Origin of the sequence: Terricaulis silvestris, assembly GCF_009792355.1 — a bacterium.
GTDB classification, from domain to species: domain Bacteria; phylum Pseudomonadota; class Alphaproteobacteria; order Caulobacterales; family Aquidulcibacteraceae; genus Vitreimonas; species Vitreimonas silvestris.
Genome location: NZ_CP047045.1, coordinates 2,132,374 through 2,156,024, shown reverse-complemented (window position 1 = coordinate 2,156,024; position 23,651 = coordinate 2,132,374). Strand labels below are relative to the sequence as shown.

At 65.1% G+C, this 23,651-nt stretch carries 25 protein-coding genes and 1 pseudogene; 10 read left to right on the top strand and 16 right to left on the bottom strand.

Features of this window, described 5'->3' with window-relative positions; translation table 11 throughout:
- Nucleotides 1-3: 3 nt before the first annotated feature.
- Both DSM104635_RS11025 and DSM104635_RS11020 read left to right on the top strand, forming a co-directional pair.
- Nucleotides 4-1,947, top strand: coding sequence for a GldG family protein (locus DSM104635_RS11025; protein WP_158766245.1), 1,944 nt, complete (start codon nucleotides 4-6; stop codon nucleotides 1,945-1,947).
- Complete coding sequence (locus DSM104635_RS11020; RefSeq protein ID WP_158766244.1) at nucleotides 1,944-2,972, top strand: DUF4340 domain-containing protein; 1,029 nt, start codon at nucleotides 1,944-1,946, stop codon at nucleotides 2,970-2,972. The genes DSM104635_RS11025 and DSM104635_RS11020 overlap by 4 nt, the downstream gene beginning before the upstream one ends.
- Here the strand turns inward: DSM104635_RS11020 and DSM104635_RS11015 are convergent, their stop codons facing one another.
- Together DSM104635_RS11015 and acnA are read right to left on the bottom strand one after the other, a co-directional pair.
- Nucleotides 2,973-3,701 (bottom strand): DUF1223 domain-containing protein, encoded by a 729-nt coding sequence (locus tag DSM104635_RS11015; RefSeq protein ID WP_158766243.1) that lies wholly within the window; start codon nucleotides 3,699-3,701, stop codon nucleotides 2,973-2,975. It abuts the gene before it with no gap.
- 54 nt (nucleotides 3,702-3,755) lie between these two features.
- The gene (gene acnA / locus DSM104635_RS11010; protein ID WP_158766242.1) at nucleotides 3,756-6,449 is read right to left on the bottom strand and encodes an aconitate hydratase AcnA; all 2,694 of its coding nucleotides are present in this window, start codon (nucleotides 6,447-6,449) and stop codon (nucleotides 3,756-3,758) included.
- 325 nt (nucleotides 6,450-6,774) lie between these two features.
- Between acnA and DSM104635_RS11005 the strand changes: the two genes are divergently transcribed.
- Nucleotides 6,775-8,004 (top strand): OmpA family protein, encoded by a 1,230-nt coding sequence (locus DSM104635_RS11005; protein ID WP_158766241.1) that lies wholly within the window; start codon nucleotides 6,775-6,777, stop codon nucleotides 8,002-8,004.
- 52 nt (nucleotides 8,005-8,056) lie between these two features.
- Here the strand turns inward: DSM104635_RS11005 and DSM104635_RS11000 are convergent, their stop codons facing one another.
- The gene (locus DSM104635_RS11000) at nucleotides 8,057-9,064 is read right to left on the bottom strand and encodes a DUF4349 domain-containing protein (RefSeq protein ID WP_158766240.1); all 1,008 of its coding nucleotides are present in this window, start codon (nucleotides 9,062-9,064) and stop codon (nucleotides 8,057-8,059) included.
- Nucleotides 9,065-9,140: 76 nt separating this feature from the next.
- Here DSM104635_RS11000 and ccmA point away from each other — a divergent pair, with 76 nt between their 5' ends.
- The 5 genes from ccmA to DSM104635_RS10975 all read left to right on the top strand — a co-directional run bounded on the left by ccmA (nucleotide 9,141) and on the right by DSM104635_RS10975 (nucleotide 12,149).
- Nucleotides 9,141-9,755: a heme ABC exporter ATP-binding protein CcmA gene (gene ccmA / locus DSM104635_RS10995; RefSeq protein WP_158766239.1), complete on the top strand. Its 615-nt coding sequence runs from the start codon at nucleotides 9,141-9,143 to the stop codon at nucleotides 9,753-9,755.
- Between the two features lie 259 nt (nucleotides 9,756-10,014).
- Nucleotides 10,015-10,665, top strand: coding sequence for a heme exporter protein CcmB (gene ccmB, locus DSM104635_RS10990; protein WP_158766238.1), 651 nt, complete (start codon nucleotides 10,015-10,017; stop codon nucleotides 10,663-10,665).
- Between the two features lie 100 nt (nucleotides 10,666-10,765).
- Nucleotides 10,766-11,485: a heme ABC transporter permease gene (locus DSM104635_RS10985; RefSeq protein WP_158766237.1), complete on the top strand. Its 720-nt coding sequence runs from the start codon at nucleotides 10,766-10,768 to the stop codon at nucleotides 11,483-11,485.
- On the top strand, nucleotides 11,482-11,628 hold the full coding sequence (locus tag DSM104635_RS10980; RefSeq protein WP_158766236.1) for a heme exporter protein CcmD: 147 nt from the start codon (nucleotides 11,482-11,484) through the stop codon (nucleotides 11,626-11,628). The genes DSM104635_RS10985 and DSM104635_RS10980 overlap by 4 nt, the downstream gene beginning before the upstream one ends.
- Nucleotides 11,625-12,149 carry a DsbE family thiol:disulfide interchange protein gene (locus tag DSM104635_RS10975; protein WP_158766235.1) on the top strand — a complete coding sequence of 175 codons (525 nt, stop codon included), beginning with the start codon at nucleotides 11,625-11,627 and terminating at the stop codon, nucleotides 12,147-12,149. The genes DSM104635_RS10980 and DSM104635_RS10975 overlap by 4 nt, the downstream gene beginning before the upstream one ends.
- Here the strand turns inward: DSM104635_RS10975 and DSM104635_RS10970 are convergent.
- Both DSM104635_RS10970 and DSM104635_RS10965 read right to left on the bottom strand, forming a co-directional pair.
- Entirely contained in the window at nucleotides 12,146-12,721 is a 576-nt protein-coding gene (locus DSM104635_RS10970; RefSeq protein ID WP_158766234.1) for a MarR family winged helix-turn-helix transcriptional regulator, read from the bottom strand. The two genes, DSM104635_RS10975 and DSM104635_RS10970, sit on opposite strands and share 4 nt — an antisense overlap.
- A 111-nt stretch (nucleotides 12,722-12,832) precedes the next feature.
- The gene (locus DSM104635_RS10965; RefSeq protein WP_158766233.1) at nucleotides 12,833-13,498 is read right to left on the bottom strand and encodes an inner membrane-spanning protein YciB; all 666 of its coding nucleotides are present in this window, start codon (nucleotides 13,496-13,498) and stop codon (nucleotides 12,833-12,835) included.
- A gap of 92 nt (nucleotides 13,499-13,590) precedes the next feature.
- Here DSM104635_RS10965 and DSM104635_RS10960 point away from each other — a divergent pair, with 92 nt between their 5' ends.
- On the top strand, nucleotides 13,591-14,505 hold the full coding sequence (locus DSM104635_RS10960) for a peptidylprolyl isomerase (protein WP_158766232.1): 915 nt from the start codon (nucleotides 13,591-13,593) through the stop codon (nucleotides 14,503-14,505).
- A 93-nt stretch (nucleotides 14,506-14,598) separates the two neighbouring features.
- Entirely contained in the window at nucleotides 14,599-14,739 is a 141-nt protein-coding gene (locus DSM104635_RS10955) for a hypothetical protein (RefSeq protein ID WP_158766231.1), read from the top strand.
- Between the two features lie 115 nt (nucleotides 14,740-14,854).
- Here DSM104635_RS10955 and ftsY read toward each other — a convergent pair whose 3' ends face one another.
- The 11 genes and pseudogenes from ftsY to ffh all read right to left on the bottom strand — a co-directional run bounded on the left by ftsY (nucleotide 14,855) and on the right by ffh (nucleotide 23,581).
- A complete protein-coding gene (ftsY, locus tag DSM104635_RS10950) occupies nucleotides 14,855-15,811 on the bottom strand; it encodes a signal recognition particle-docking protein FtsY (protein WP_158766230.1) in 957 nt (318 codons plus the stop codon).
- Nucleotides 15,808-17,109: a tRNA (N(6)-L-threonylcarbamoyladenosine(37)-C(2))-methylthiotransferase MtaB gene (mtaB, locus tag DSM104635_RS10945; protein WP_158766229.1), complete on the bottom strand. Its 1,302-nt coding sequence runs from the start codon at nucleotides 17,107-17,109 to the stop codon at nucleotides 15,808-15,810. The genes ftsY and mtaB overlap by 4 nt, the downstream gene beginning before the upstream one ends.
- A gap of 36 nt (nucleotides 17,110-17,145) precedes the next feature.
- Complete coding sequence (locus DSM104635_RS10940; RefSeq protein WP_158766228.1) at nucleotides 17,146-17,961, bottom strand: class I SAM-dependent methyltransferase; 816 nt, start codon at nucleotides 17,959-17,961, stop codon at nucleotides 17,146-17,148.
- Between the two features lie 5 nt (nucleotides 17,962-17,966).
- The gene (rplS, locus tag DSM104635_RS10935) at nucleotides 17,967-18,380 is read right to left on the bottom strand and encodes a 50S ribosomal protein L19 (RefSeq protein ID WP_158766227.1); all 414 of its coding nucleotides are present in this window, start codon (nucleotides 18,378-18,380) and stop codon (nucleotides 17,967-17,969) included.
- A 107-nt stretch (nucleotides 18,381-18,487) separates the two neighbouring features.
- Complete coding sequence (locus DSM104635_RS10930) at nucleotides 18,488-19,003, bottom strand: hypothetical protein (RefSeq protein WP_158766226.1); 516 nt, start codon at nucleotides 19,001-19,003, stop codon at nucleotides 18,488-18,490.
- 43 nt (nucleotides 19,004-19,046) lie between these two features.
- Nucleotides 19,047-19,391, bottom strand: coding sequence for a hypothetical protein (locus DSM104635_RS10925; RefSeq protein WP_158766225.1), 345 nt, complete (start codon nucleotides 19,389-19,391; stop codon nucleotides 19,047-19,049).
- 1 nt (nucleotide 19,392) lies between these two features.
- Nucleotides 19,393-20,055 (bottom strand): tRNA (guanosine(37)-N1)-methyltransferase TrmD, encoded by a 663-nt coding sequence (gene trmD, locus DSM104635_RS10920; RefSeq protein WP_158766224.1) that lies wholly within the window; start codon nucleotides 20,053-20,055, stop codon nucleotides 19,393-19,395.
- 4 nt (nucleotides 20,056-20,059) lie between these two features.
- On the bottom strand, nucleotides 20,060-20,458 hold the full coding sequence (locus DSM104635_RS10915; RefSeq protein WP_158766223.1) for a hypothetical protein: 399 nt from the start codon (nucleotides 20,456-20,458) through the stop codon (nucleotides 20,060-20,062).
- Nucleotides 20,459-20,472: 14 nt separating this feature from the next.
- Nucleotides 20,473-20,976 (bottom strand): ribosome maturation factor RimM, encoded by a 504-nt coding sequence (gene rimM, locus DSM104635_RS20080; protein WP_323368359.1) that lies wholly within the window; start codon nucleotides 20,974-20,976, stop codon nucleotides 20,473-20,475.
- Between the two features lie 591 nt (nucleotides 20,977-21,567).
- A pseudogene (gene rpsP, locus DSM104635_RS10905) lies at nucleotides 21,568-22,067 on the bottom strand (30S ribosomal protein S16); the annotation flags it as partial.
- Nucleotides 22,068-22,090: 23 nt separating this feature from the next.
- Nucleotides 22,091-23,581: a signal recognition particle protein gene (gene ffh, locus DSM104635_RS10900; RefSeq protein WP_158766220.1), complete on the bottom strand. Its 1,491-nt coding sequence runs from the start codon at nucleotides 23,579-23,581 to the stop codon at nucleotides 22,091-22,093.
- Between the last annotated feature and the right edge of the window lie 70 nt (nucleotides 23,582-23,651).

Sequence of the window (23,651 nt, the reverse complement as noted above, 5' to 3'; positions counted from 1 at the left end):
GCCATGAGCGCACGCCGTTTCGCCTTCTTCGCCGCTTTGGCTTTGTTCGTGATGTTTATCGCCGCGAACATAACCGCCAATTCGTGGTTCCGCTCCTGGCGGCTCGATCTCACTGAAAACCAGCTCTACTCGCTCTCACGCGGCACGCAGGAGACGCTCAACGATCTGAGCGAACCGGTGGAGCTGACGCTCTATTATTCGCGTGACGCGGCCGCGCCTTCGCCGCAACTGGGCGCGTACGCCGCGCGCGTGCGCGAGATGCTGCAAACCTTCGCCGCGCGCTCGCACGGACGGGTCCGGTTCGTGGAAGTGGATGTCGAGGCGTTTTCCGAAGCGGAGGACGATGCGGTCGAGGCCGGCATCGAGCCGATCCGTCCGTATGAAGGGGCCGACCCGATTTATTTCGGCCTGATCGGCGCGAATGCGATCGACGATCAGCGCGTCATTCCGTTCGTCGATCCGCAGCGCGAAGGCTTCCTTGAGTACGAAATCACCCGGCTGATCTACGAGCTGGAAAACCCGAGCCGCACGCGTGTGGCGCTGATCACCTCACTGCCGATAGATCCGGCGGCAGCCGCGAGGCCGGGCGCGCCCGCGGGCGGCCAATCGGTGTTCGCCACAGAATTGGGCCGGTTGCTCGACGTCACCAGGCTTGCGCCGGACTTCACCGAGATTCCGGACGTCGACGTGCTTGCGATCATCCATCCGGGCGCGCTTTCGCAAGCTCAACTCTACGCGGTCGATCAATTCGTGCTGCGCAAGGGACGGTTGTTCCTGGCGCTCGACCCTGCGTCGATGGTGTCGATGCAATCGGCGGGGTTCGATCCGTTCAATCCGGTGGCGCCAGCGCCGGCCTCGTCGACGCTTGAACCGCTGCTGGGGCGCTGGGGCGTGACGATGACGCCGGGCGTCGTGCTCGACCGCGAAGGCGCGCTTGAAGTGACGGTGCAGGACCCGGCGACCGGTCAGGAAGGACCGATGCCGCAGCCGCTGTTCTTCTCGGTGCCGGCAGCGCAGCTCGACCGCGAAGACCTGATGACGGCGTGGCTGCGCCGTCAGATCAATTTCGGCCTAGCGGGCAGCCTGAGCGCCAGTGAGCGTGATGGCGTTGAAGTGATACCGCTCATCCGCACCAGCGGGCAGACGATGCGGATGTCGGCGCAAGAAGCGATGATGCAGCCTTCGCCGATCGACATCATGAACCGCTGGCCGTCAGCGAGCGGGCGCATTGAGACCATTGCGCTGCGGCTCTCCGGCAATCTCGAAACAGCGTTTCCCGAGGGCCGTCCGGCGGATGAGCCGGCGCCGGTGATCGAAGGCGAAGCGCCGCCGCCTGCAGCTGAGCTGCCAGCGCCGGAAGAGCCCGCTGAGCCGCTTGCGCGTTCGGCGACGCCGGCGGAAATCGTGATCGTCGCGGATACCGACTTTCTGGAAGACAATTTCTATGTCGATCCGCGCAACGGCGTCACCGCCGCGGACAATGCGTCCTTCGCGTTGAACGCGATCGATGTGCTGGGCGGTTCGGACGCGCTGGTATCGTTGCGATCGCGGGCGCCGTCGGTGCGGCGCATGGATATGGTCGACGACATGGAAGCGGAGGCCGAGCGCCGCATCCGCCGCCGTCAGGAAGAATTGCAAGGCGAACTCGCGGAAACGGAAGCGCGCCTCGCTGCGCTGCAAGAACGCGGACGCGGATCGGGCTTCTTTTCGGGCAATCTGGGCGCCGAGCTGACGCCGGAAGAAAACGCCGAAATCGAGCGCTTCCGGGCTCAAGTGGTGGAAGTGCGCGGCGAGCTGCGGCGCACCGAGCGCGACTTGCGCGGCGACATCGACCGTTTGGAAACGATCGTCGTTTTCATCAACATCTGGCTTGCGCCGCTTCTGATCGCGACGGCGGGGCTGTTCTTTTTCTGGCGCCGTCAGCGGCGCGGGAGAGTACGGCGATGAGCACCAATCTCGCCGAGCGCCGCAAAGGGCGCGCTTTGACGCTGGCGTTGATCGCCGGCGCCCTTGTCGCGATTGCGGCGGTGACGGCGGCGATCGAGTTTCGCTCGGCGCGTCCAGACCTGGCGTCGGGCTTGGTGCTGCCGGGCCTGGAAGACCAAATCCAAGACGGCCAGCGCATCATCATCACCAGCGCCGACGCGACCTATCGCATCGAGCGCGCGCAGCGGGGCGAGTCCTCGGTGTGGGTGATGCGCGATCGTGGCGATTATCCAGTGCTGCCGGCGCGCTTGGCGCAGCTCACGGAGGGCCTGGAGCAGTTGCGGTTTACGCGACGCATGACGGCGGACCCGTCGAAGCATCAGCGGCTGGGCGTAACCGATCCGCGTGAGGGCGGACGCGGCGTGCTGGTGCAGGTCGAGGACGCGCGCGGCGCGTTGCTGGTGAACTTGATCCTGGGTGTCGAGGCGAGCGGGCTTTACGTGCGCCGGCCGGACGATCCGCAAACGTGGGCCGCGCAAGGCGAACTGCCGCCGCTCCGGGACGTTGCGTCTTGGCTTGAACTCCGGCCGATCGACATGAGCGCCGACAGGTTGGCGCGCGTGGAAATCATGCCGGCGCAAGGACGTGCTTACATTCTCGCGCGCGATAGCGCTGAGCAGCCTTGGCGCATCGCCGTGCCGGCGTTGGCGGCAATGGCGCAATCGAGCGTCGCGGCTGCCGCGGAGCGGATCACGCAAGTGTCGCCGGTCGATGTGCAGCCGGCCCCGGCGATTCAGGGCACGGCAATCGCACGCGTGCGCGCCACGACCTTCGATGGCGTGGCGATTGATGCCGAGTTGATCCCAAGCGACGGCCAGACCTGGTTGAAGCTGGTGGCTCGTGCCGGCGCACCGGAGCAGGAGCCGGCGGCGCTGGAGATCAACAATCGCGTGGCGCCGTGGGCGTATGCGCTGAGCGGGATGGATGTCGACGGCTTGGCGCCGCCGCTGGTCGCGCTGGTCCCGGGCATTGGTCCGCCGCAATAATTAGCGGTTGGCGCGCGTGTAGGCCGCGGAGATAATGCGCCCGCCATTCGGTTCTTGGATGATCACGGCGCACTCGGGTGCGCAGCGTCCGCGTTCGAAATAGACCGCGCCGCCGTTCCAGCCACCGACGCGATCCGTCCATTGCACCAGATTGTAGTGGTCGATGCGCCGGCTGCGGTTGACGCCGTCGGTGACGTAAATCGTCACCGGGCCCGGATCATAGGCCAGCACCCAGACGTCCGCTTCGGCGCGCGGCGCACCGGATCCGATGGTGACGCGGGTGCGGTTTGTGCGTGGACGCGTAATGCGCACGTCCGGACCGTTTGCGAGCGGCGGCGTTTGGGTGAGCATGGCGCGCGCCTCGTCCCAATCGGAGGCGCTCATCTGGCTGGCGCCATTGAAGACGAGCTGTGGAGTGAAGCGGCCGCGTACGCGTAGGGTTCTGGAATAAGCGCGGTGGCGGTTGGTGAATTCCGGCTGGGCGAAGGTGTCGTGCCAACCGAGATAATCCCAGATGGCCACGGGAAACGTAAGCGCGAGGACGCCGTTCTCGGCGCCGAAGGTGCCGACAATCCGGTTTGCACGCGGACACTGCGTGCAGCCCTGGCTGGTATAGAGTTCTACGACCGCCTGCGCCCGGTTGATCGTCTGGGCGCTCGCTGGTGAGACGAACGCCAAGAGCCAAAGAAGCGCGGCGGCGAGAATGCGGCCGGTCATGCCGGGGAACATGACCGCCCCGCCCCCGCGGTTCGAATCAAACCAACGTGACGGGGCGGAAAATGCTCAGGCTCGGGCCAGGCCACGCAGGACATAGTGAAGAATTCCCCCGTTCCGGAAGTATTCGACCTCGTTCTCGGTGTCGATCCGGCATTGGACCTCGACGGTATCGGTTTTGCCGCCGGAGCGCTCGATTTTGAGCGTCACTTTTTGGCGAGGACCCAAAGTGGCGACACCGGCAATCGAGACCTTTTCCTCACCGGTGAGGCCCAGGCCGGCCCAGCTTTGGCCATCGACGAACTGCAGCGGCAGCACGCCCATGCCGATCAGGTTGGAGCGATGGATGCGCTCGAAGCTTTCGGCCACGACGGCGCGGACGCCCAGCAGCGTGGTGCCCTTAGCGGCCCAGTCGCGCGAGGAGCCGGTGCCGTATTCCTTGCCGGCGAAGATGACGAGTTCGCGGCCTTCCTGTTTGTAGCGCATGGCGGCGTCGTAGATGTACATGCGCTCGCCGGAAGGCTGATGGATGGTGTAGCCGCCCTCGACGACGGTGCCGTCTTCGTTTTTCACCATCTGGTTCTTGATGCGGATGTTGGCGAACGTGCCGCGCATCATGACTTCGTGATTGCCGCGACGCGCGCCGTAGGAGTTGAACTCCGCTTGCGGCACGCCGTGATCGGTGAGGTAGGCGCCAGCGGGACTAACCTTCTTGATCGAGCCGGCGGGGCTGATGTGGTCGGTGGTGATGCTGTCACCGAAGAGGCCGAGAACGCGTGCATCTGTGACATCACCTGGCGCTTTCGGCGTCATGCTCATGCCTTCGAAGTACGGCGGGTTTTGCACGTAAGTGGAGTTTATATCCCAGGCGTAGGTGCGCCCGGCGCCGACCTTGATGCCTTGCCAATGTTCGTCGCCCTTGAAGACGTCGGCGTAGCGCGAGGCGAACATTTCCGGTGTCACGGCGTGACGCACCATCTGTTCGATCTCGGCATTGGTGGGCCAGATATCGCGGAGGTAGACATCCTGGCCGTCGCTGCCTTTGCCGAGCGGTTCGGTTTCGAGATTGAGGTAGACCGAGCCGGCGAGCGCGTAGGCCACCACAAGCGGCGGCGATGCGAGATAGTTGGCGCGCACGTCCTGGTTCACGCGGCCTTCGAAATTGCGGTTGCCGGAGAGGACTGACGCGACGACCAGATCGTGTTCGGCGACGGAGGCCGAGATCGGCACAGGCAGCGGGCCGGAATTGCCGATGCAGGTGGTGCAGCCGTAGCCCACAAGGTTGAAGCCGAGCGCGTTGAGATCGTCATCGACGCCGGCGCGGGCGAGATAATCGGTGACGACTTGTGAGCCCGGCGCGAGCGAGGTTTTCACCCACGGCTTCACTTCGAGGCCCTTCTTGCGCGCGTTGCGGGCGACGAGGCCTGCGGCAAGCATGACGCTGGGATTCGAGGTGTTGGTGCATGAGGTGATGGCGGCGATGACGACGTCGCCGTGGCCGATGTCGTGGTTGGCGTCCGCGACTGGCGCGCGCTTTTTCAGTTCCGCGCCTTTGCGGAATTCCTCGGTCATCACCTTGGTGAAGCCTTCGGCGATGCCGCCGAGAACGACGCGGTCTTGCGGGCGTTTCGGGCCGGCGAGCGATGGGCGCACGTCGGCGAGCGAAAGTTCGAGCGTGTCGGTGAATTCCGGTTCGATTTCGGTGCGCCAGAGGCCTTGTTGCTTGCAATAGGCCTCGACCAGCGCGACGCGGGCGGGATCACGGCCGGTGGCGCGGAGGTAGTCGATGGTTTTGCTGTCGACTGGGAAGAAGCCGCAGGTGGCGCCGTATTCGGGGGCCATGTTGGCGATGGTGGCGCGGTCTTCGACGCTCATGGTGTCGAGGCCGGGGCCGTAGAATTCCACGAACTTGCCGACCACGCCCTTCTTGCGCAGCATTTGCGTGACGGTGAGGACGAGGTCGGTGGCGGTTGAGCCTTCGGGTAGTTTGCCGGTGAGACGGAAGCCGATCACTTCCGGGATCAGCATCGAGATCGATTGGCCGAGCATCGCCGCTTCGGCTTCGATACCGCCGACGCCCCAACCGAGCACGCCGATGCCGTTGATCATGGTGGTGTGAGAGTCGGTGCCGACCACCGTGTCCGGATAGGCGAAGGTTTCGCCGTCGATCTCGCGCACCCAAACCGATTGACCGAGATATTCGAGGTTCACCTGGTGGCAGATGCCGGTGCCGGGCGGGACGACGCGGAAGTCTTGGAACGCTTGTTGGCCCCAGCGCAGGAATTGGTAGCGCTCCACGTTGCGTTCGTATTCGAGTTCGACGTTCTGTTTGAAGGCGCCGGCGGCGCCGAAGTGATCGACCATCACGCTGTGGTCGATCACGAGATCGACGGGCACCAGCGGATTGATGCGCTCAGGATTGGCGCCGAGCTTCGACGCGGCGTCGCGCATGGCGGCGAGGTCGACCACAGCGGGCACGCCGGTGAAATCCTGCATCAGCACGCGCGCGGGGACGAAGGCGATTTCGACTTCGTTCTTGCCTTTGTTCACCAGCCACGAGGTCATGGCGAGAATGTCGGCCTTCTTCACGGCGACGCCGTCCTCGGCGCGCAGGAGGTTCTCGACCAGCACTTTGAGCGACATCGGCAGCTTGGAGATGTCGCCGAGGCCGTTGGCGCTGGCGGCTTGGAGATCGAAATACGTGAAGGACTTGCCGCCGGCGCTAAGCGTCGAGCGGGCGTTGAATGAGTTCAGAGATGGCATGGGTATGCATCCTAGTCAGAGGGACGAGATGCAAACGCGTTGGGGTGCGCCCCAAATCCGGAATCAAACCGGGCGCGCGGCAAGACTTATGTAGCGCCGAAATGTGAACGCGCAATTGCCGCCGTTCCCGCCTCCGTGGCTTTTGCAGTCGACACTGCCGCAACGGCCGAAAGTCGTGCCACTGCGAGATTTTTCGCCCCACGCGCACTTGCGAACCGTTCGCGTTAGCCAGCCGCCGTTTGTTTCGTGCCGGGACGGCGCGCAAATGCGGGGCGCGGACGCTGCATCCCTCGGATCGACAAGCACAATCCGAAGGAGACCAGCAGTGCGCGTTTCGAAGACATATCTGGCCGCGGCGATCATGGCGATCGCGTTTGCGGTGACGCCGGCGGCCTACGCCGGTAACAACGGCAACGGCAACAACGGCAATGGCAACGGCCATGATGACGGCGGCGTCAGCGTCGACGTCGAGAACGATGTGAACCAATATAGCGCCAACTTCGCGCATGCGACTGGCGGCGCCGGCGGTAGCGCGACGGCAAACGGTGGTGCAGGCGGCGCCGGCGGCGCCGGGGGCGCGGGCGGCACGGCCAGCAACAGCAACACGAATAACGCCGACAATTCGAGCTCCGCGACGGGCGGTTCATCGAGCGCCGACAACAACGGCAACAACGGCAACAACGGCAACAACGGCAACAACGGCAACAACGGCAACAACGGCAACAACGGCAACAACGGCAACAACGGCAACAACGGCAACAACGGCAACAACGGCAACAACGGCAACAACAACTCCAGCTCGTCCAACGCGCAGGATCAGTCGCAGACCGTCAACAACAATGCCGATACCTCCAGCTCGAACAATTCGAGCCAGAACGTCAACGTGAACTCCTATGACGAGCGCGATCCGGTTCACACCGCGTTCGCCGCGCCGCTGACCTCCGGCGAAGACACCTGCATGGGTTCGAGCTCGCTCGGCGCGCAAGCCGTGTCGTTCGGCCTGTCGATCGGCACGACTTGGCAGGACGACAATTGCCAACGCTTGAAGAACTCGCGCCAACTCGTGGCGTTGGGTTATCACCGCGCGGCGACATCGCTGATGTGTGTGGATGACGACGTTCGCACGGCCATGGAAGAAGCCGGCACACCGTGCCCGAGCCGCAACGACGCCCCCCAAGTGGTCGCCGTAGCTGCACCGGCTGCGCCTGTCGCATGCCCGGCGGAGAACTTCCTGGTGCACTTCGAGTGGGACCGCTCGAACCTCAATCGCGAAGCTATCAGCGTCATCGAGAATGCCGTGGCGCGTGCGCGTCAGTGCAACATCAATGGCGCGGTCGTGATCGGTCACACCGACACGTCGGGCTCGAATGCCTACAATGTGGCCTTGTCGGAGCGCCGTTCATCCGTGGTGCGTGGCGCGCTGATCGAGCGTGGCATCGCGGCGGATATGATCCGCACCGAAGCCCGCGGCGAACGCGATCTCGCCCGTGCGACCGGCGATGGCGTGCGCGAAGGCATGAACCGCCGCACGGCGGTGACGATCAGCTTCCGCTAAGCGTGACAACCACGAAAGACCAACGGGCCCGGAGCGATCCGGGCCCGTTTTGTTATGCGGCAGGTGGCGGCGTTTCGGCCGGTTTCGGCGCGCGGTTGAAGAAGCGCCCGCCACGGCGTTTGCGCCAGCGCAGCGCCAGCCACACCAGCGGCACGATCACCACCGCGAACGGGATGAGGCCGGCGATGATCACAATGATCGCTGCGAAGCCGCCGACGATGATGCCGAGGAAGTTGGCGAAGGCGTCGCGGAGTGGCTCGAACGTGTCGCTGCCGACGGGGCGCGGGGCTGATTGGTAGTGGATCGATAGCTCCGACATCGCCACGCGCGTGCGCATGACGGCGAGCGCGGATTGCACCGCGTCAATGTCGCCTTGCACGCGCGCCAGTTCGCGTTCGACTTCGAGCAGGTCGGCCAGGCGGCCGGGACGCGAGCGCAGTAATTCCTGCAAGCGATCGCGCAGTGCGGTCTGCGCGCGCAGGCGCGCTTCGGTGTCGACGATCTGGCGTGTTAGGTCTTCGCTGCTGACGTTCTCGGCGATGATGCGGCCGCCTGCCTCGTCGGCTTGCGCTTCCAGGCCGGCGATGAAGGTGCGCAGCCACATCGGTTCGGCGCGGAGCTGGACGTAGCCCTCCATGCGGCTCTCGGGATCGCCGGTGCGGTTCGAGCCGATAAGTTGGCACACGCGTGGGCCGGCGGCTTGGCAGGCTTGGACGTGGGCGTCCATCACGCCGGAAAGCCGCTCGCTCGGGATCTCGAGACCGCGCGAGAAAGTGTAGGCGAGAAAAAGGATGGGCGACGCCGTACCGCCGCCTTGCGTTGGCGGTGGTTGGCCGGGGCCCTGCGGATCCACTCTGCCGTCTGCTGGCGGCGGAGGCGCGGCCGGTGCGGGCGCGGCGTTGGGCGCCATTTGCTCACCGGCGGCGCGGTCCATGTCGGCCATGCCGCCATAGGCGGCTGAGCCTGTCGCGGCCTCCTCCTGGGACACGTCTACGGACCGCGGTTGCCCGCAAGCGATCAGCAGACTGGCCAATGCCAGCCCCGCCACAAAACGACGCATGAATGTCCTCCCTCGACATCTCACCAAGGCGCGCCTTGGCGGACAGCGCAACCCTTTCTAGAACCAGGGCCGCATTATGAGCGGGTCCGGACCTTTCCAAGACAAGCTGACGCTCCGCGTTGAAAGCCTAGCCCTTTCACGCGGCGGGCGCGTGCTGTTCGAGGGACTGAGCTTTGCAGCGGACCCGGGAAGCTATGTCGAAGTGCGGGGCGCGAACGGCGCGGGGAAGACGAGCTTGCTGCGGACAATCGCTGGATTTCTGAAGCCGTTCGCCGGGACGCTTGTGTTGCAGGGGCCCGAGGATCGGCAAACGTCGCTGCACTATGTTGCGCACGCGAATGCGCTGAAGCCGAATGCAAGCGTAGCGTCGCATGCGCGCTATTGGGCTGGGCTATTTGGCGGCGCGTTTGATGCTGATCTATTGGCGCGCGTTGGGTTGAGCGGCTTGGAGCAGCGTGAGGCGCGAACGTTGAGCCAAGGACAGGCGCGGCGGTTGGCGTTGTCGCGTTTGCTGATCGCGCCGCGGCCGCTGTGGTTGCTCGATGAACCTGCGGCGGCGCTGGATGCGTCCGGGCATGCGCTGGTGTCGGAACTGATTGAAGCACATCGCGCGCGTGGCGGGATTGTTGTGGCTGCGGTGCATGAGCCGCTTGGCCCTGCGCCGTCGCAAACACTGACGGTGGGCGCATGACTCAGGCGTGTACACTGAACCCCCTCCTCTTGAGAGGAGGGGTCGGGGGGCGGGGTGAAGCTCCGCACTCTCAGAATCGCGCGCTGATATGGACCGCCGGCGCCCTCGCCGGCACGGCGCAGTCCTGTGCTGCAAACGCAAGTGCTTGTTCAATCGAGCGCATGCCGGCGAGGGCGCCGGCGGTCCATATTTCGCGCGAACTCCCGAACGTCGCGCATCACCCCACCCCCCGACCCCCTCCTCTCAAGAGGAGGGGGAGATGAGCGCGTTGGGCGTCACGTTCCGGCGCGAGATTGCGCTGATGTGGAGTGGCGGCGGCGTGTTGGCGCCGTTGGGCTTCTTTCTGGGCGCGACAATGCTGGTGCCGTTGGCGATGGGGCCGGAGCGCGCGTTGTTGCAGAGCGCTGGGCCGCCATTGGTTTGGATTGCGGCGGCGCTGGCGGTGTTGGCGACGTTGGAGCGATTGTTTCAGGCGGATCTGGAAGACGGCTCGCTTGATCAGATGCTGCTCTCGCATGAATCGCTTGAAGGCTTGGTGCTGGCGAAGGGCGCGGCGTTGTGGTGCGCGGTGGGATTGCCGTTGTCGCTCGCGGCTGCGCCGGCGGCGATTGCGTTGCAGGCGCCGGTCGCGCTCGTGCCTGCCATCGTGCTGAGTTTGATGCTGGGGACGGCGGCGTTCATTGGCGTGGGGTTGATCGGTGCAGCGGTAACGGCGGGGGTTAAACGCGGTGGCGTTTTGATTGCGCTGATCGTGCTGCCGTTCTTTGCGCCTCCGATCATCTTTGGCGCGGCGGTCGCGGGCGGTGAACAAGTGCAGGGTGCGTTGCTGGTGCTGGCGGGCATTGCGCTGGGCGCGGCGGCGCTGGGGCCGATCGCTGCGGCTGCGGCATTGCGGCTGCAGGCGGAGTGATTCAGGTGCCAGCATGTCAGGCGTCAGGTGTCAGAATTGCTGCGATGGACATCATGACGCCTGCCCGACGACACCTGACACCTGATACCCGACACCTGACATGCTGAGCACCTTCGCCAACCCGGCCCGCTTCATGGGCTTTTCGGCTTGGGCGGCGCCGTTGTGCGCGGTGGTGGCGGCCGTGTTGTTCGCTGTTGGTTTGCCGTGGGCGCTGGTGTTTTCGCCGGCGGATTACCAGCAGGGCGAGACGGTGCGGATCATGTACGTGCACGTGCCGTCGGCGTGGTGGTCGATGGCGATTTATTCGATGATCGGCGCGGCGAGCTTTGTGAGCTTGGTGTGGCGCCATGCGCTCGCCGATGTCGCGGCGCGCGCGGCGGCGCCGATTGGCGCGACGTTCGCAGGGCTTACGCTCATCTCCGGCTCGCTCTGGGGCGCGCCGACGTGGGGAACGTGGTGGGAATGGGACGGGCGCATGACGTCGATGCTCGTCCTGTTTGTGATTTATCTTGGCTACATCGCGCTTTGGAGCGCGGTGGAGGACGAAGAGAAAGCTGGGCGCTTGGCGGCGATCCTTGCGCTGGCGGGATGCATCAATTTGCCGATCATCCATTTCTCCGTGGAATGGTGGAGCACGCTGCATCAGGGCGCGAGCATCATTCGCGCTGACGGGCCGTCGATCCATGGCTCCATGCTGGTGCCGTTGCTGACGATGATCGCGGCGTTCTTCTTTTTGTTTGTGGCGCTGCTGCTGATGAACATGCGCGCCTCGATCTATCGACGGCGTGTCGAAGCGGCGCGGTTGAGGGGGGCGGCATGATCGAAGGCGGTTGGCCTTTTGTGTGGACGGCGTACGCGGTGACGTTCGGTGCGCTCATTCCGTTGGCGGCAATCGTGTGGCTGCGCTTGGCGCATTGGGCCAAGGAAGCGCGAGCGCTTGATGCGAAGCGGGGCAAGTCGTGAACCGCGCGTTCGCCACCATTCCGCTGATTGCGCTCGTGGCGCTGGTGGGCGTTGCGATTTTTCTGCTTACGCGCGAGGGCGAGCGGAACACGATTTCCGAAGGCTTGATCGGGCGGCCGGCGCCGACGTTTGCGCTGACGCGGCTTGAAGGCGGCGAGTTGCTGACCAGCGATGCAATGCGTGGGCGGCCTTATGTGATCAACATGTTCGCGTCGTGGTGCACGCCGTGCCGTGCCGAGCATCCGCAGCTGATGGCGCTGCAGGCGAGCGGCGTGGAGATCGTGGGCGTCGCCTACAAAGATCGCGCTGAGAATTCGGCGCGCTTTCTGACCGACCTCGGCAATCCGTACAGCGCCGTCGCGATGGATCCGGAGGGGCGGTTCGGGCTGGAGCTTGGGCTCGTCGGCGTCCCGGAGACGTTCGTGATCGGAGCCGATGGGACGATCCGTGCCGTTTATCGTGGGCCGCTGACGGCTGAGGCGATCGGGGAGGCGATCCGCCCGGCGCTCGAGGCGCGTTAAGCGCGCTGCTTGCGTGGGCCGTGCGCGGCGGCAGCCTTTGCCTTCTTTTTCGCTTCTTGTTCTTTGCGCGCCCGCTGCTTGGCCAGCTTCCGAGCGTGGCGCTCAGCTTTCTCGGCGGCTTCCTCCGCGAGCTTGGAGAGCTTCGTCAGCGTGCCGAGGAAGGCGCGGCGTTTGGTGCGCGGGAGCAGATCGAGAATGGCGGCGTCGGCGGCGCGGGCGTGTTGAGTGGCGCCGTGAAGGATTGAGGCGCCCGATGCCGTCAGCAGCACGGAATAGGCGCGGCCGTCGGATGGGGATTCCTTACGCTCCGTGAGGCCGCGTTTGACCAGGCGGTTCATCAGATCGGCCAGCGTGGAGCGGTCGATGCCGGTGGCGCGGACGAGGTCGCTTTGGCTCAGGCCCGGCTGCTCGGCGATGGCGGCGAGGACGGCGAATTGGCGGAGCGTGACGGCTTCGCCTACAAGTTGAGTGAAGCGATCGGCGGCGAGCTGTTCGGCGCGGTGCAGCAAATGGCTGGCCGAGGTCGCGAGCCTGTACGGCTCGGACTCAGAGTCCGACGTCGACCGAGCCATGTTTTTCGCCCCAGAAGCTGGGCGAACCTTAGCGCCGCGGCGAGCGCGATCAATCATGACGACGAGCGTCATTCGCCACAAAGGCGAAAATCAGCCGAAAAGTGAGCGCGATTAAGCGCTGGGCGCCGCGGGCTGCTGTTCAACCGGCGCATCGTCTTCAATCTGGTGCTTCAGCACGATCGGGGTGTTGAGCAGGGCGAAAACGATAAAGGCGGGGTAGGTGAGCAGCGTCCGGAGATTGAGCCAGACATCAAAGTTGCCGTTGGCCTCGTTATAAAAATAGCGAAGCACTTCGTTGAGGATCGCAACCGCCACATAGAACGTGGCCCAACGTAGCGCGAGGACGGTCCAGATCCGGTCGGGCAGGTTGAAGAGGTGGCGGAAAAGCAGCTTCCAGACGTTCTGGCGAATAAGCACTGAGATGAAGATGGCCGCGGCGTAAAACAGAAACGTGACGGTGAACTTGATCTGAATGATGCTGGGATCGTGCAGCAAGATGGTGAGACCGCCGAAGGCGGTAACCAGCACGCCGGTGACGATGAGCACGGGCGGAATTTTTCCGCGCTTCAGCTTGCACCAGCCGATGGCGATCAAGGTTGCGGCGATAAAGAGGCCGATGGCGATGTAGATCGCATCGTCCTTGGTGGCTTCGATGCGGTGAAGCACGTTGAACGCCACCACGAACACAAGGACGGGACCAAGATCGACCCAAAGCTGGCCCGCGCCTCCGGCGGCTTGGGCTTTCGCGGGCTGGCTGTCGGTCGGGGTATCGGTCATGCCCCCTGATACGCTGATCGCATGGCGGCAGACCAGCCGCTTGCGCTGAAGCATCGTCCCGGGCGAAATGCAGGGCAAATTGGGAGGACGCGATGCGGATTTTGGGGATTTTGGCGGTTCTGGCTCTGAGCGCATGCGCGAGCGCGCCCGCGGCTGACACGCCGGCGGCGCCCGCGGACCCTGCGGCGCCGGTTCGTTCGGTGCAGGAAATCCTCGATGCGTCGCCGGCCTCGGACTGGCGCGCGCTCAATCCTGAAAACACGATTTACATGGAACTCGAGCGCGGCCGGGTGATCATCGAACTGGCGACCGAGTACGCGCCGAACCATGCCGCCAACATCCGCGCGCTGGCGCGGGCGAACTATTTCGACGCCGCGAACATCCTGCGCTCGCAAGACAATTACGTCGTGCAATGGGGCCGCCGCGACGAGGATCCAAAGTCGCTGGGTGCGGCGACGGAAGTGGTGCGCGGCGAAGTCGTGCGACCGCGCGCGGGTGTCGAGTTCACGCCGTTGCCTGATCCGGACACGTATGCGGATGAAGTCGGCTTCTCAAATGGCTTTCAAGTTGCGCGCGATGAGAGCGGCACGTGGATGACGCATTGCTACGCGGTGGTCGGCTCGGCGCGTGGCGATGGTTTGGATGGCGGTAATGGCGGGCAGTTGTATGTCGTGATCGGGCAATCACCGCGTAATCTCGATCGCAACATCACGTTGGTCGGTCGCGTGGTGCAGGGCATGGAACTGCTCTCGACGCAGCCGCGCGGCTCAGGCGCATTGGGGTTCTATGAAACGCCGGGCGAGATGGCGGTGCTGCGCTCGATCCGCGTGGCGTCCGACGTGCCGGCGGCGCAGCGCACCAATCTGCAAGTGTTGCGTACGGATAGCGGGACGTGGGCGTCGGTGGTCGATGCGCGACGCACGCGGCGCGAGGCGTTCTTTGCGGCCAATCCGGTCAACCGGCTGGGCGTTTGCAATGGTTCTGCGCCGGTGCGGCCTGCGCCTTGAGGCTGTGAAAATCCCTCACAAGCGGGTGGACGAGGCATCGTTCGTAACGCCGGCCAGCAGGGCTCATCTTCATCGCAACAGATGGAGTGAGCCATGCAAGACCAAGATTTCTGGACCGCGAACCTAAGCGCGTTTTCATCGTTTCACCGCGCCGTCAGCGTTGTGGCGGCCTGGGTTATCGTGGGCGGCCTGGCGTTTGGGGCGCTGGCGACGGCGAGCGGATTGGTGGGTTAGCCATGACGCGCGACTTGTTGCGCAGTGTCGGCGGCGTTCTCTTTGTGGTGGGCGTCGTCGCCGCTCCGACTACCTTTATCGGGCTGCTCTTGAACGCGCTGCGCTTGGCGTTCGCTTAGCCCAAGCCAACCAGCGCGCGGGCGAAGGCGGTGGCGTCGAACGGGCGCAGGTCTTCGGCTTTCTCGCCGACACCGACAAAGTGAATCGGGATGGCGTGGCGTTGGGCTAGCGCGACGAGCACACCGCCTTTCGCGGTGCCGTCGAGTTTGGTCATGACCAGACCGGTGATGTCGGTGACGGAGCGAAAGCTCTCGACTTGGGAGAGCGCGTTCTGGCCGACGGTGGCGTCGAGTACGAGCAGGGTTTCGTGCGGGGCGTCTTCGTCGATCTTGCGGATGGAGCGGACGATTTTCGACAGCTCCGCCATCAGCTCGGTTTTGTTTTGCAGGCGGCCGGCAGTGTCGATCAGCGCGACATCGGCGTTTTCTGCCTTGGCGCGCTTTACGGTTTCGAAGGCGATGCCGGCGGCGTCGGCGCCTTGATGGGAGCTGACAAAGGATGCGCCGGTCCGTTGCGCCCAGACTTGTAATTGTTCGATCGCGGCGGCGCGGAAGGTGTCGGCGGCGCCGATGACGACTTTGGCTTGAGCGTCAGTGAGGAGCTTGGAGAGCTTGCCGATGGTGGTGGTTTTGCCTGAGCCGTTGACGCCGATGACAAGCACGATGCGCGGTTTCGGGCCAGCGCTGAGATCGAGCGTGGCTTCGCGGGGCTTTAAGATGCGCGCGACCTCCGCTGCTAGGGCTTCTCGCGCTTCGGTCTGGTTGTCCTCTCTGCTGAAGCGCTGATCGGCGAGCGCGGACGCGATGCGCGCGGCGGCGCTGGCGCCCATGTCGGACGTGACGAGCGCGTCTTCGAGTTCGGCGAGTGCGGCGGCGTCGAGCTTTTCCTTGGTGAAGACGGCGCCGATGCTGTCGGCGAGCTTCGACGACGATTTGCGCAGGCCGTCGAACAGGCCTTTTGGCTCGGCCTGTTGTTCAGCCGGGTTACGCTTGTTGAACAGGCCCCAGATCATGCGGCGACGCCGTGAAGATGCGCGCCGTCATGGTGGGTGAAGCGGAGGCGCTTGTATGGAGCGCCGACGTCCTCGCCGGCATTTACAGTGCTGGCCGGCGAGGACGCCGGCGCTCCATAGTGTGCGGTGCTGAAATCAGCGAGGCGTGCGAATCCGTCGCGCTCAACAAGCGCATTCGCTTCCTTACCGACCCAAGCATCCAGATGCCGCCCCAGCGCAGCATCGCCCGCTTCGCGGAGACGCGCGGCGCGTTGCTTGATCACGGCGCGATCGACTTGGGGCATGCGTGCGGCGGGCGTGTTGGGGCGCGGGCTGTAGGGGAAGGCATGGACGTAAGCGAGTTGGCATTCGCCGATGAGCGAGAGCTCGTTGGCGAAGTGGTGCTCTTCTTCCGTCGGGAAGCCGGCGATGAGATCGGCGCCGAGCGCGATGTCGGGGCGCGCGCTCTTTAAGCGGCCGCAGAGTTCGATGGCTTGCGCGCGGGAGTGGCGGCGCTTCATGCGCTTCAGGATGAGATCGTCGCCGTGCTGTAGTGAGAGATGCAAATGCGGCGCGATGCGGTCGTGCTGGGTGACGAGTTCGAACAGCTGATCGTCGAGTTCAGCAGCGTCGATGGAGGAGAGACGCAGCATCGGCAGATCGGGCGCGAGTTTCAGGATGCGCGCGACGAGTGAGCCGAGTTGTGGCGTGCCAGGCAGGTCGTGGCCCCATGAGGTGAGGTCGACGCCGGTGAGGACGACTTCGGGCACGCCGTTGGCGGCGAGGCGGCGGATCTGTTCGACGACTTCGCCAGCGGGCGAGGAGCGTGAATTGCCGCGGCCGTACGGGATGACGCAGAACGTGCAGCGGTGATCGCACCCGTTCTGGACTTGGACGTAAGCGCGAGTGCGTTCGTGAAAGCCGTCGATCAGGTGTGACGCGGTTTCGCGTACGGCCATGATGTCGGCGACGGCGACGCGTTCGTGTTGTGGCGCGAAGCTGCTGGCGCGCATCTTCTCGGCGTTGCCGATGACGCGGCTGACTTCCGGCATGTCGGCGAAGCTCTGCGGATCAATCTGCGCGGCGCAGCCCGTGACGATGATATTCGCGTCTGGCCGTTCACGGCGGGCGCGACGGATGGCTTGGCGCGCTTGGCGTACGGCTTCGCCGGTGACCGCGCAGGTGTTGAAGATGACGGCGTTCGCTAAACCCGCCTCGCCCGCAAGCAAGCGCATGGCTTCGCTTTCGTAAGCGTTCAAGCGGCAGCCGAGCGTCACGATCTCGACATCCGCCGGCGGGGGCTTCACCTGGTTGTTCATGGGTCAGAGCGGAGGTGCGCGGGCACGGCCGTTCCGTCAAGCTTTGCCGCTGCGGCGTGGCGCGCGCAGCAGGCACAAATCGTGGCCGATGACGGCGTTCGCCGACCTGTGGACGACCTCGGCGAAATATGGAGCAAAGAGACGCCGGCCGGCTGTTTCATTGAAGTAGGAGACGTAGGTGCGGCTGCCAGCCTTGGCGCCGCCGGCTTCGACGTAGTCGCCTGCGTCGAACCTGGCGCGCACGGGAGCCGGTAACCTTGCGGCCGCGTTGGCGCCGTGGGCGCTCAGCAGCACAACGCCGTCATTACGGACAACGCGGGCTAATTCGGCGACCCAACTTTGCGCCTGGGCTTCAGGGAGGTGCGTAAGGATTGAAACACCGTAGATCGCGTCGAAGCTCTCGGCGGCATAGGGCAGGGGCGGCGTTGCGGGGCTGTGCTCGAACGAGATGTGCGCAAGCGCCGCGCGCGCGTACGCGATGGCGCGAGGATTGGGGTCGCAGCCGTGAAAACGCGCGTCGGGCGCGTTCAACACGGCAGGCAGATGCGCCAGAATTCTTGCGGGACCGCAGCCCCAATCGAGGATCGATGGCGATGCTGCGAGCGCGTTCTCACGCAGAATGCAAGCGATCTCGCGCGCGTGCGCTTGGCCGCTCAGATCGAACGATTTGAGTTTGGCATGGCCGGCCACTTCGAACACGAGCGCTGGATCGGGAAACGCGCGCTTGGGATGCGCGGCGCGGTAGTCAGCGTTGGCTTGCACGTTCGCGTGCACGGCGCGGTGCGCGGCGATGCGGTCGGCAAACTGGATGAGATGCGTGGCGCGCAGAAGGCGCAGCAGCGCCGCGCGCAACGGTCTTAGCTTTCGCTGGGTGTGTCCGCGGCTTCGCCGACGAAATCGTCTTCGCGAGCGCCGCCGCCACGTTCAGCGATACGGGCCGACTTACCGCGGCGATCGCGCAGATAGTAAAGCTTCGCACGACGCACGGCGCCGCGGCGAACCACTTCGATCGAATCCACGGTCGGCGAGTAGAGCGGGAAGACGCGCTCGACGCCTTCGCCGAAGCTGATCTTGCGGACGGTGAAGTTCGCATTGAGGCCAGCGCCCGAGCGGGCGATGCAGAGGCCTTCGTACGCCTGAACGCGCTCGCGATCGCCTTCCTTGATCTTGACGTTCACGCGCAGCGTGTCGCCCGGATCGAAGGATGGGACGGTCTTGCCCTTGGTGATGCGGGCGACTTCTTCTTGTTCGAGCGTCTGGATCAGGTTCATCGGCACTACCGGAGCGCACAGGCTAAAGGCCGGCGCTTCCTTCTGGAAACCACGGGAAAGCGGGGCGTATAAGGGAACGAACCGGCCCTGTCGAGGGGCCGAAAGGCTCAATTCTGGGCGGGCGACGTCTGGGCGCAGCCGACAAAGGTCTGGATCTCGCCCTGCGGCGGCTGGACCCGGATCATGGGGCGGCCGCCGGCCTGGCCGTACTGGATGGCGATGTCGGTTCCGGCTGCATCGCGGACGCCGATGAAGCCGTCGCCCTCGTCAATCAGGGCGACGGCGCCCAGGCCGCTGGCGAACCAGGTCATGGATCGGTCGGGGAAGAAATACGACATGCTCGGCTCGGCGGTCGGGATCACGAGCAAGCCGCGCAGGGCGCGGACGCGGGCGAGGGATTCCGGTGTGAGCACCGGAGGTAGGGCGGCTTCGAGCGCTTCGATCTCCGCTTCCGCGCCGCGGCAGGCGGTGTCGGCGGCTTCCGCGGTCATTATGGGTAGCGGCCGCCAGAGCGCGGCTAGAGCTTGGGACGCGCGCATATCCTGCGGGGTGACCACTCGCGTCTGCGCGGAAGCGGGGAGTGCGATCAGCGCGAGCGCGGCGAGGAGCGGGGCGAGTTTCATTCGCGTCCGGTGGTCGGCTTCAAATCGGGCCGTCTTTGGGCAGTCACGGTGGATACACGCGGTCCGATTGAGGGTCGTAGCAAACGAGACCGCACGCGTGCCCGCTCTTGAGGAAGACAGCCCACGTCTCGTCGGCGCGCGGCCAGATCACCGCGACATTGATAAAGCGGCCGAGGATTTCGTCCTGGATCGGCCCGTCTGCCCAGACGGTATCGGTGTCGTCGTCATCAGGGTCCGGATAGCGTTCGAGCAGCGCAGCGACGAATGCCGTAAGCGTTGGATGCGGCGGTTCTGATTGCTCGTACAGGGCTTCTACGTCGTCTTGAAAGGACTTCGCCTTCGGATCGAGCGCCAACTCGGGCAGCCAAGCATAGAAGTTCGCCGACATTTCAACTTCCTCGAAGTTTCGTGATTCGCTCGCGTTCGGCGCGTCGCCAAGCCTTGACCTTGGCGTGATCGCCGGACGTGAGGATTTCGGGGATGGCGCGGCCCTCCCACTCGCGGGGCTTGGTGTATTGCGGGTGCTCTAGGAGACCGTCGCTGAAGCTCTCTTCGACGATGGAGGCGTCGTTGCCGAGGACGCCGGGGATGAGGCGGACGCAGGCTTCTAACACTACTATCGCCGCGGCTTCGCCGCCTGCGAGCACGGCTTCGCCGACAGCGACTTCTTGCATGTTGCGCGCTTCGATGACGCGTTCGTCCAAGCCTTCGAAGCGGCCGCAGAAGAGGATGATTCCAGGACCGGCGGACCATTCCTCGGCCATGGCTTGATCGAATTGCTTGCCGCGCGGCGAGAGGTAGATCAGCGGGCGGTCGTTGCGCGGGATGGAGTCGATCGCGGCGGCCGCCACATCCGCGCGCAGCACCATGCCGGCGCCGCCGCCGGCGGGCGTGTCGTCGACGTTCTTGTGGGGGCCTTGGCCGAAGTCGCGGAGCTGCACGGCGTCGAGCGACCACGCGCCATCGCGCAGCGCTTTGCCGATCAGCGAAACGCCGAGCGTGCCGGGAAACGCTTCCGGAAAAAGCGTGATGACGGTTGCGGCGAAGCTCATGCGATCAGGCGACCCAGAGCATCATGCAGCCGATGACGGTCCAATCGTCTTGCCGTCTTTGAAGTAGGCACCGTTCGCCGTGATCGGCAGAGCCCATGCCTAACGAGGCGTAGCGCTGATCTGCGCTGAGGCCGATGTCGAAGAAGACCGCCGGGCCGCGGCCGGTTTCCAAGTGCATAGTGTTGCCGCACGCGTAGCCAGTATCGGCAATACGTGTTGTCGGGATGGCCTGCACTTTTTCTTCGTCGCGACCGTTCAGTTGAGGCCAAGGCGTTGTTGACCGCGTTGCAGCTACGGAGGCCAAAACGGCGCACGAGCGGTCATGTTCGCTCACTTGCGGCGGTGTCGCGCAAGCAACGAACACCGCGCAGGCCAGAAGCGCCAACGCGGTTGCAACTTGCATTGCTGTCTCCTGCGCTACTTGCCCGGCGGTTCCGGCGGCGGGGGATCGAGCACGACGCGCTTGGCGGCAAGGTCGACGTGCGGCACGGCTTCACGCGTGAAGGTGATGCGCACGTTGGGACCGCCGTTCGGCGGCTTGTACTCGAGGATGTCGCCGGCGCCGAAGTTCCACACCGCGACGATGTCGCCCAGCACCGTGCCGTCGAGCGCTTCAGCGCGCGAGCCGAGCAGATCGATGACATAGAACTCGTCTTCCGCCGTGGTCGGCAGGTTGGCGCGGGGAACGAAGAGCTTTTGGCCCTTCATCTTCTCGGCTTCTTCGCGCGACTTCACTTCGGCCGTGACGATCGCGACGCCGTCTTTCAGCTCGCGCCAGCTCTTGGGCTTGAGCAAAATCTTGCCGTCTTCGCCGTAGAGCGGGCCGTACGAGATGACGCCCTCGTTCTTGTCGGTGAAAGCGCGCAAACGGACTTCGCCTTTGACGCCGAACGCGCCGGCGATGGCGCCCACAAGCACCATGCCCTTCTTGTCGGGCGCTTTGGCTTTGAACGATGGCACGGCTTGGGAGTCTCCAACGTGTTCGGGCTCGGCCGCCGCGACCGGCTTCGGCGCGGCGAGCGGCTTCGGTGCAGCGCGCGCCGGCGTTGCGATCGGCGAGCGCAGTACGGGTTGCGCGCGGCCAGCGGCGACGGCGAGCGGCTTCGACGGGATTGGCCCGGCGAACGCAGCAGCGACCGGCGCAAGCTTGGGCGGCTTCGGTGGTTTGGGAGCCTTCGGTGGCTTCGGCAGTTTTTCCGCTTTCACCTTCTCAAGCTTAGGCGCGGGTGCTGGCTTCGCCGCCTTCACAGGCGGGGCAACCTTGGTCTTGCCCTTGGGCTCAGGCGCGGCCTTCGCGGCTGGCTTTGCCGGTTTGGCCTCGGGCTTTGCAGCGACCTTGGCCTTCGGCTCAGGCTTTGCCGCGGCCTTCGGGGCCGAGGCGGGCTTGGTTTCCACCTTCTTGGCGACCTTGGCCGGGGGCGCCGCCTTGGGGGCGGGCGCGGCAGGCTTGGTAGCGGCCTTCTTCGGCTCGGCCTTCGGCGGCGGCACGGCCTTAACGGCCTTCACCGGTTTGGCAGGCGCAGCCTTCTTGGCCGCCGGTTCGCGGCGGGGCGCCGGCGCTGCCTTCTTGGCGGCCGGGGCGGTTTTGGCTGCCGGCTTCGCGGCAGTCTTGGCGGTCTTCTTGTCGGGCACGGTCTTCCTTATGCCTCCGGCGCAGCCTCAGCCTCGGCAGCAGCGGCCGGCGCCGGGGCGTTAGCCGCCGCGCGTTCGGTCATTTTCTTGCCAGGTTGGGCCTTGTTGGGGTTGTTTTTGGCTTCGCGTTTGAAAACGCCGGCCTGGTCAAGGAACCGGGCGACGCGATCGGTCGGCAAAGCGCCTTTCTTCATCCAGTCCTGGATCCGCTCAAGCTTGAGGACGACCCGGGCCGGGTCGTCAGCCTTCAGGATAGGGTTGTAAGTTCCAACTTTCTCGATGAAACGCCCATCACGGGGGCTACGGCTGTCGGCCACTACGATCGAGTAGAACGGACGCTTTTTGGCGCCGCCACGGGCCAGACGGATTTTCAGGGACATTTCTACGCTTCTCCTTTGAACTCTTAGCTTTTTTTGTCGCTTCCGGGAAGCCCCGGCAGGCCGGGAAGTCCAGGCATTCCAGTGGCAGGGTTAAGGCCCGGCAACGGTTTGCCGCCGCCGAGCGCCTTCAGTTGTTCCGGGGACCGCATGCCGCCCCCCATCCCGCCGGGCATTCCGGGCATATTGGGCATGCCTGGGATCGGGGATTTGCCCTTGCCCATGCGCTTGGCCATGTCGGCCATGTTGCGGTGCATCTTGAGGAGGCGGTTGACCTCAGCCACCTCGACGCCTGAGCCCTTGGCGATGCGGGCGCGCCGCTTGCCGTTGATCAGGTCCGGCTTGGCGCGCTCGGCCTTCGTCATCGAGCGGATGACGCCGATCTGGCGGTGGATCTGCTTATCGTCGAGCGACGCTTCGCTGATCTGGTTTTTCATCTTCTGCACGCCGGGCAGCATGCCCATGACGCCCTTCAGGCCGCCGATCTGGATCAGCTGGCCGAGCTGTTTTTCCATGTCGTCGAAATCGAAGCGGCCCTTGGCCATCTTCTTCGCCATTTTCTCGGCTTCGTCGCGATCGACGTTTTCGACGGCTTTTTCGACCAGGCCGACGATGTCGCCTTGGCCGAGGATGCGGCCGGCGATGCGACGGGCGTCGAACGGCTCCAGCGCTTCGGCGCGCTCGCCCATGCCGAGGAACTTGATCGGCAGGCCAGTAACGGCGCGCATCGAAAGTGCTGCACCGCCGCGGCCGTCGCCATCGGCGCGCGTCAGCACGAGGCCTGTGAGCGGCAGGCGTTCGTGGAAACGCTTGGCGGTTTCGACGGCGTCTTGACCGGTGAGGCTGTCGGCGACGAGCAGCGTTTCGCCGGGCTTGGCGATCTGCGCGATCGATGAGGCTTCGCTCATCATCTCGTCGTCGAGCGTGGTGCGGCCGGCAGTGTCGAGGATGAGAACGTCGTGGCCGGATTGGCGCGCGGTGGTGAGCGCGCGCTTGGCGATCTCTTGCGGCGTCTGGCCGGCGACGATCGGCAGCACGTCGACGCCAATGGATTTGCCGAGCGTGGCGAGCTGCTCCATCGCCGCGGGGCGGCGGGTGTCGAGCGAGGCCATCAGCACGCGGCGCTTGTCGGTTTTGGTCAGCCGCAGCGCGAGCTTCGCGGTGGTGGTGGTTTTGCCGGAGCCTTGAAGGCCGGCCATCATGATCACGTTCGGCGGCTCGCCGTTGACGCGGAGACCTTCCGGAGGACCATCCCCGCCCAGCGTTTCAACCAGCGCGTCGTGGACGATCTTGATGACTTGCTGGCCGGGTTTGACGGCCTTGATGACGTTCTCGCCCACCGCCTCGACGCGAACCTTGGCAATGAAATCCTTCACCACCGGCAGCGCGACGTCGGCTTCCAGCAGCGCCACGCGCACTTCGCGCAGGGCGGCGTCGACATCGGCCTCGCTGAGCGCGCCGCGCCCAGTGAGTTTGTCGAATACGCCGCCTAGGCGTTCTGAAAGAGCCTCAAACAATACGTAACTCCATGCGCCAAAGCGGTTTTACCCCGCCGGACGATCACGTCGGGCGGGGTGCCTCGCCAGC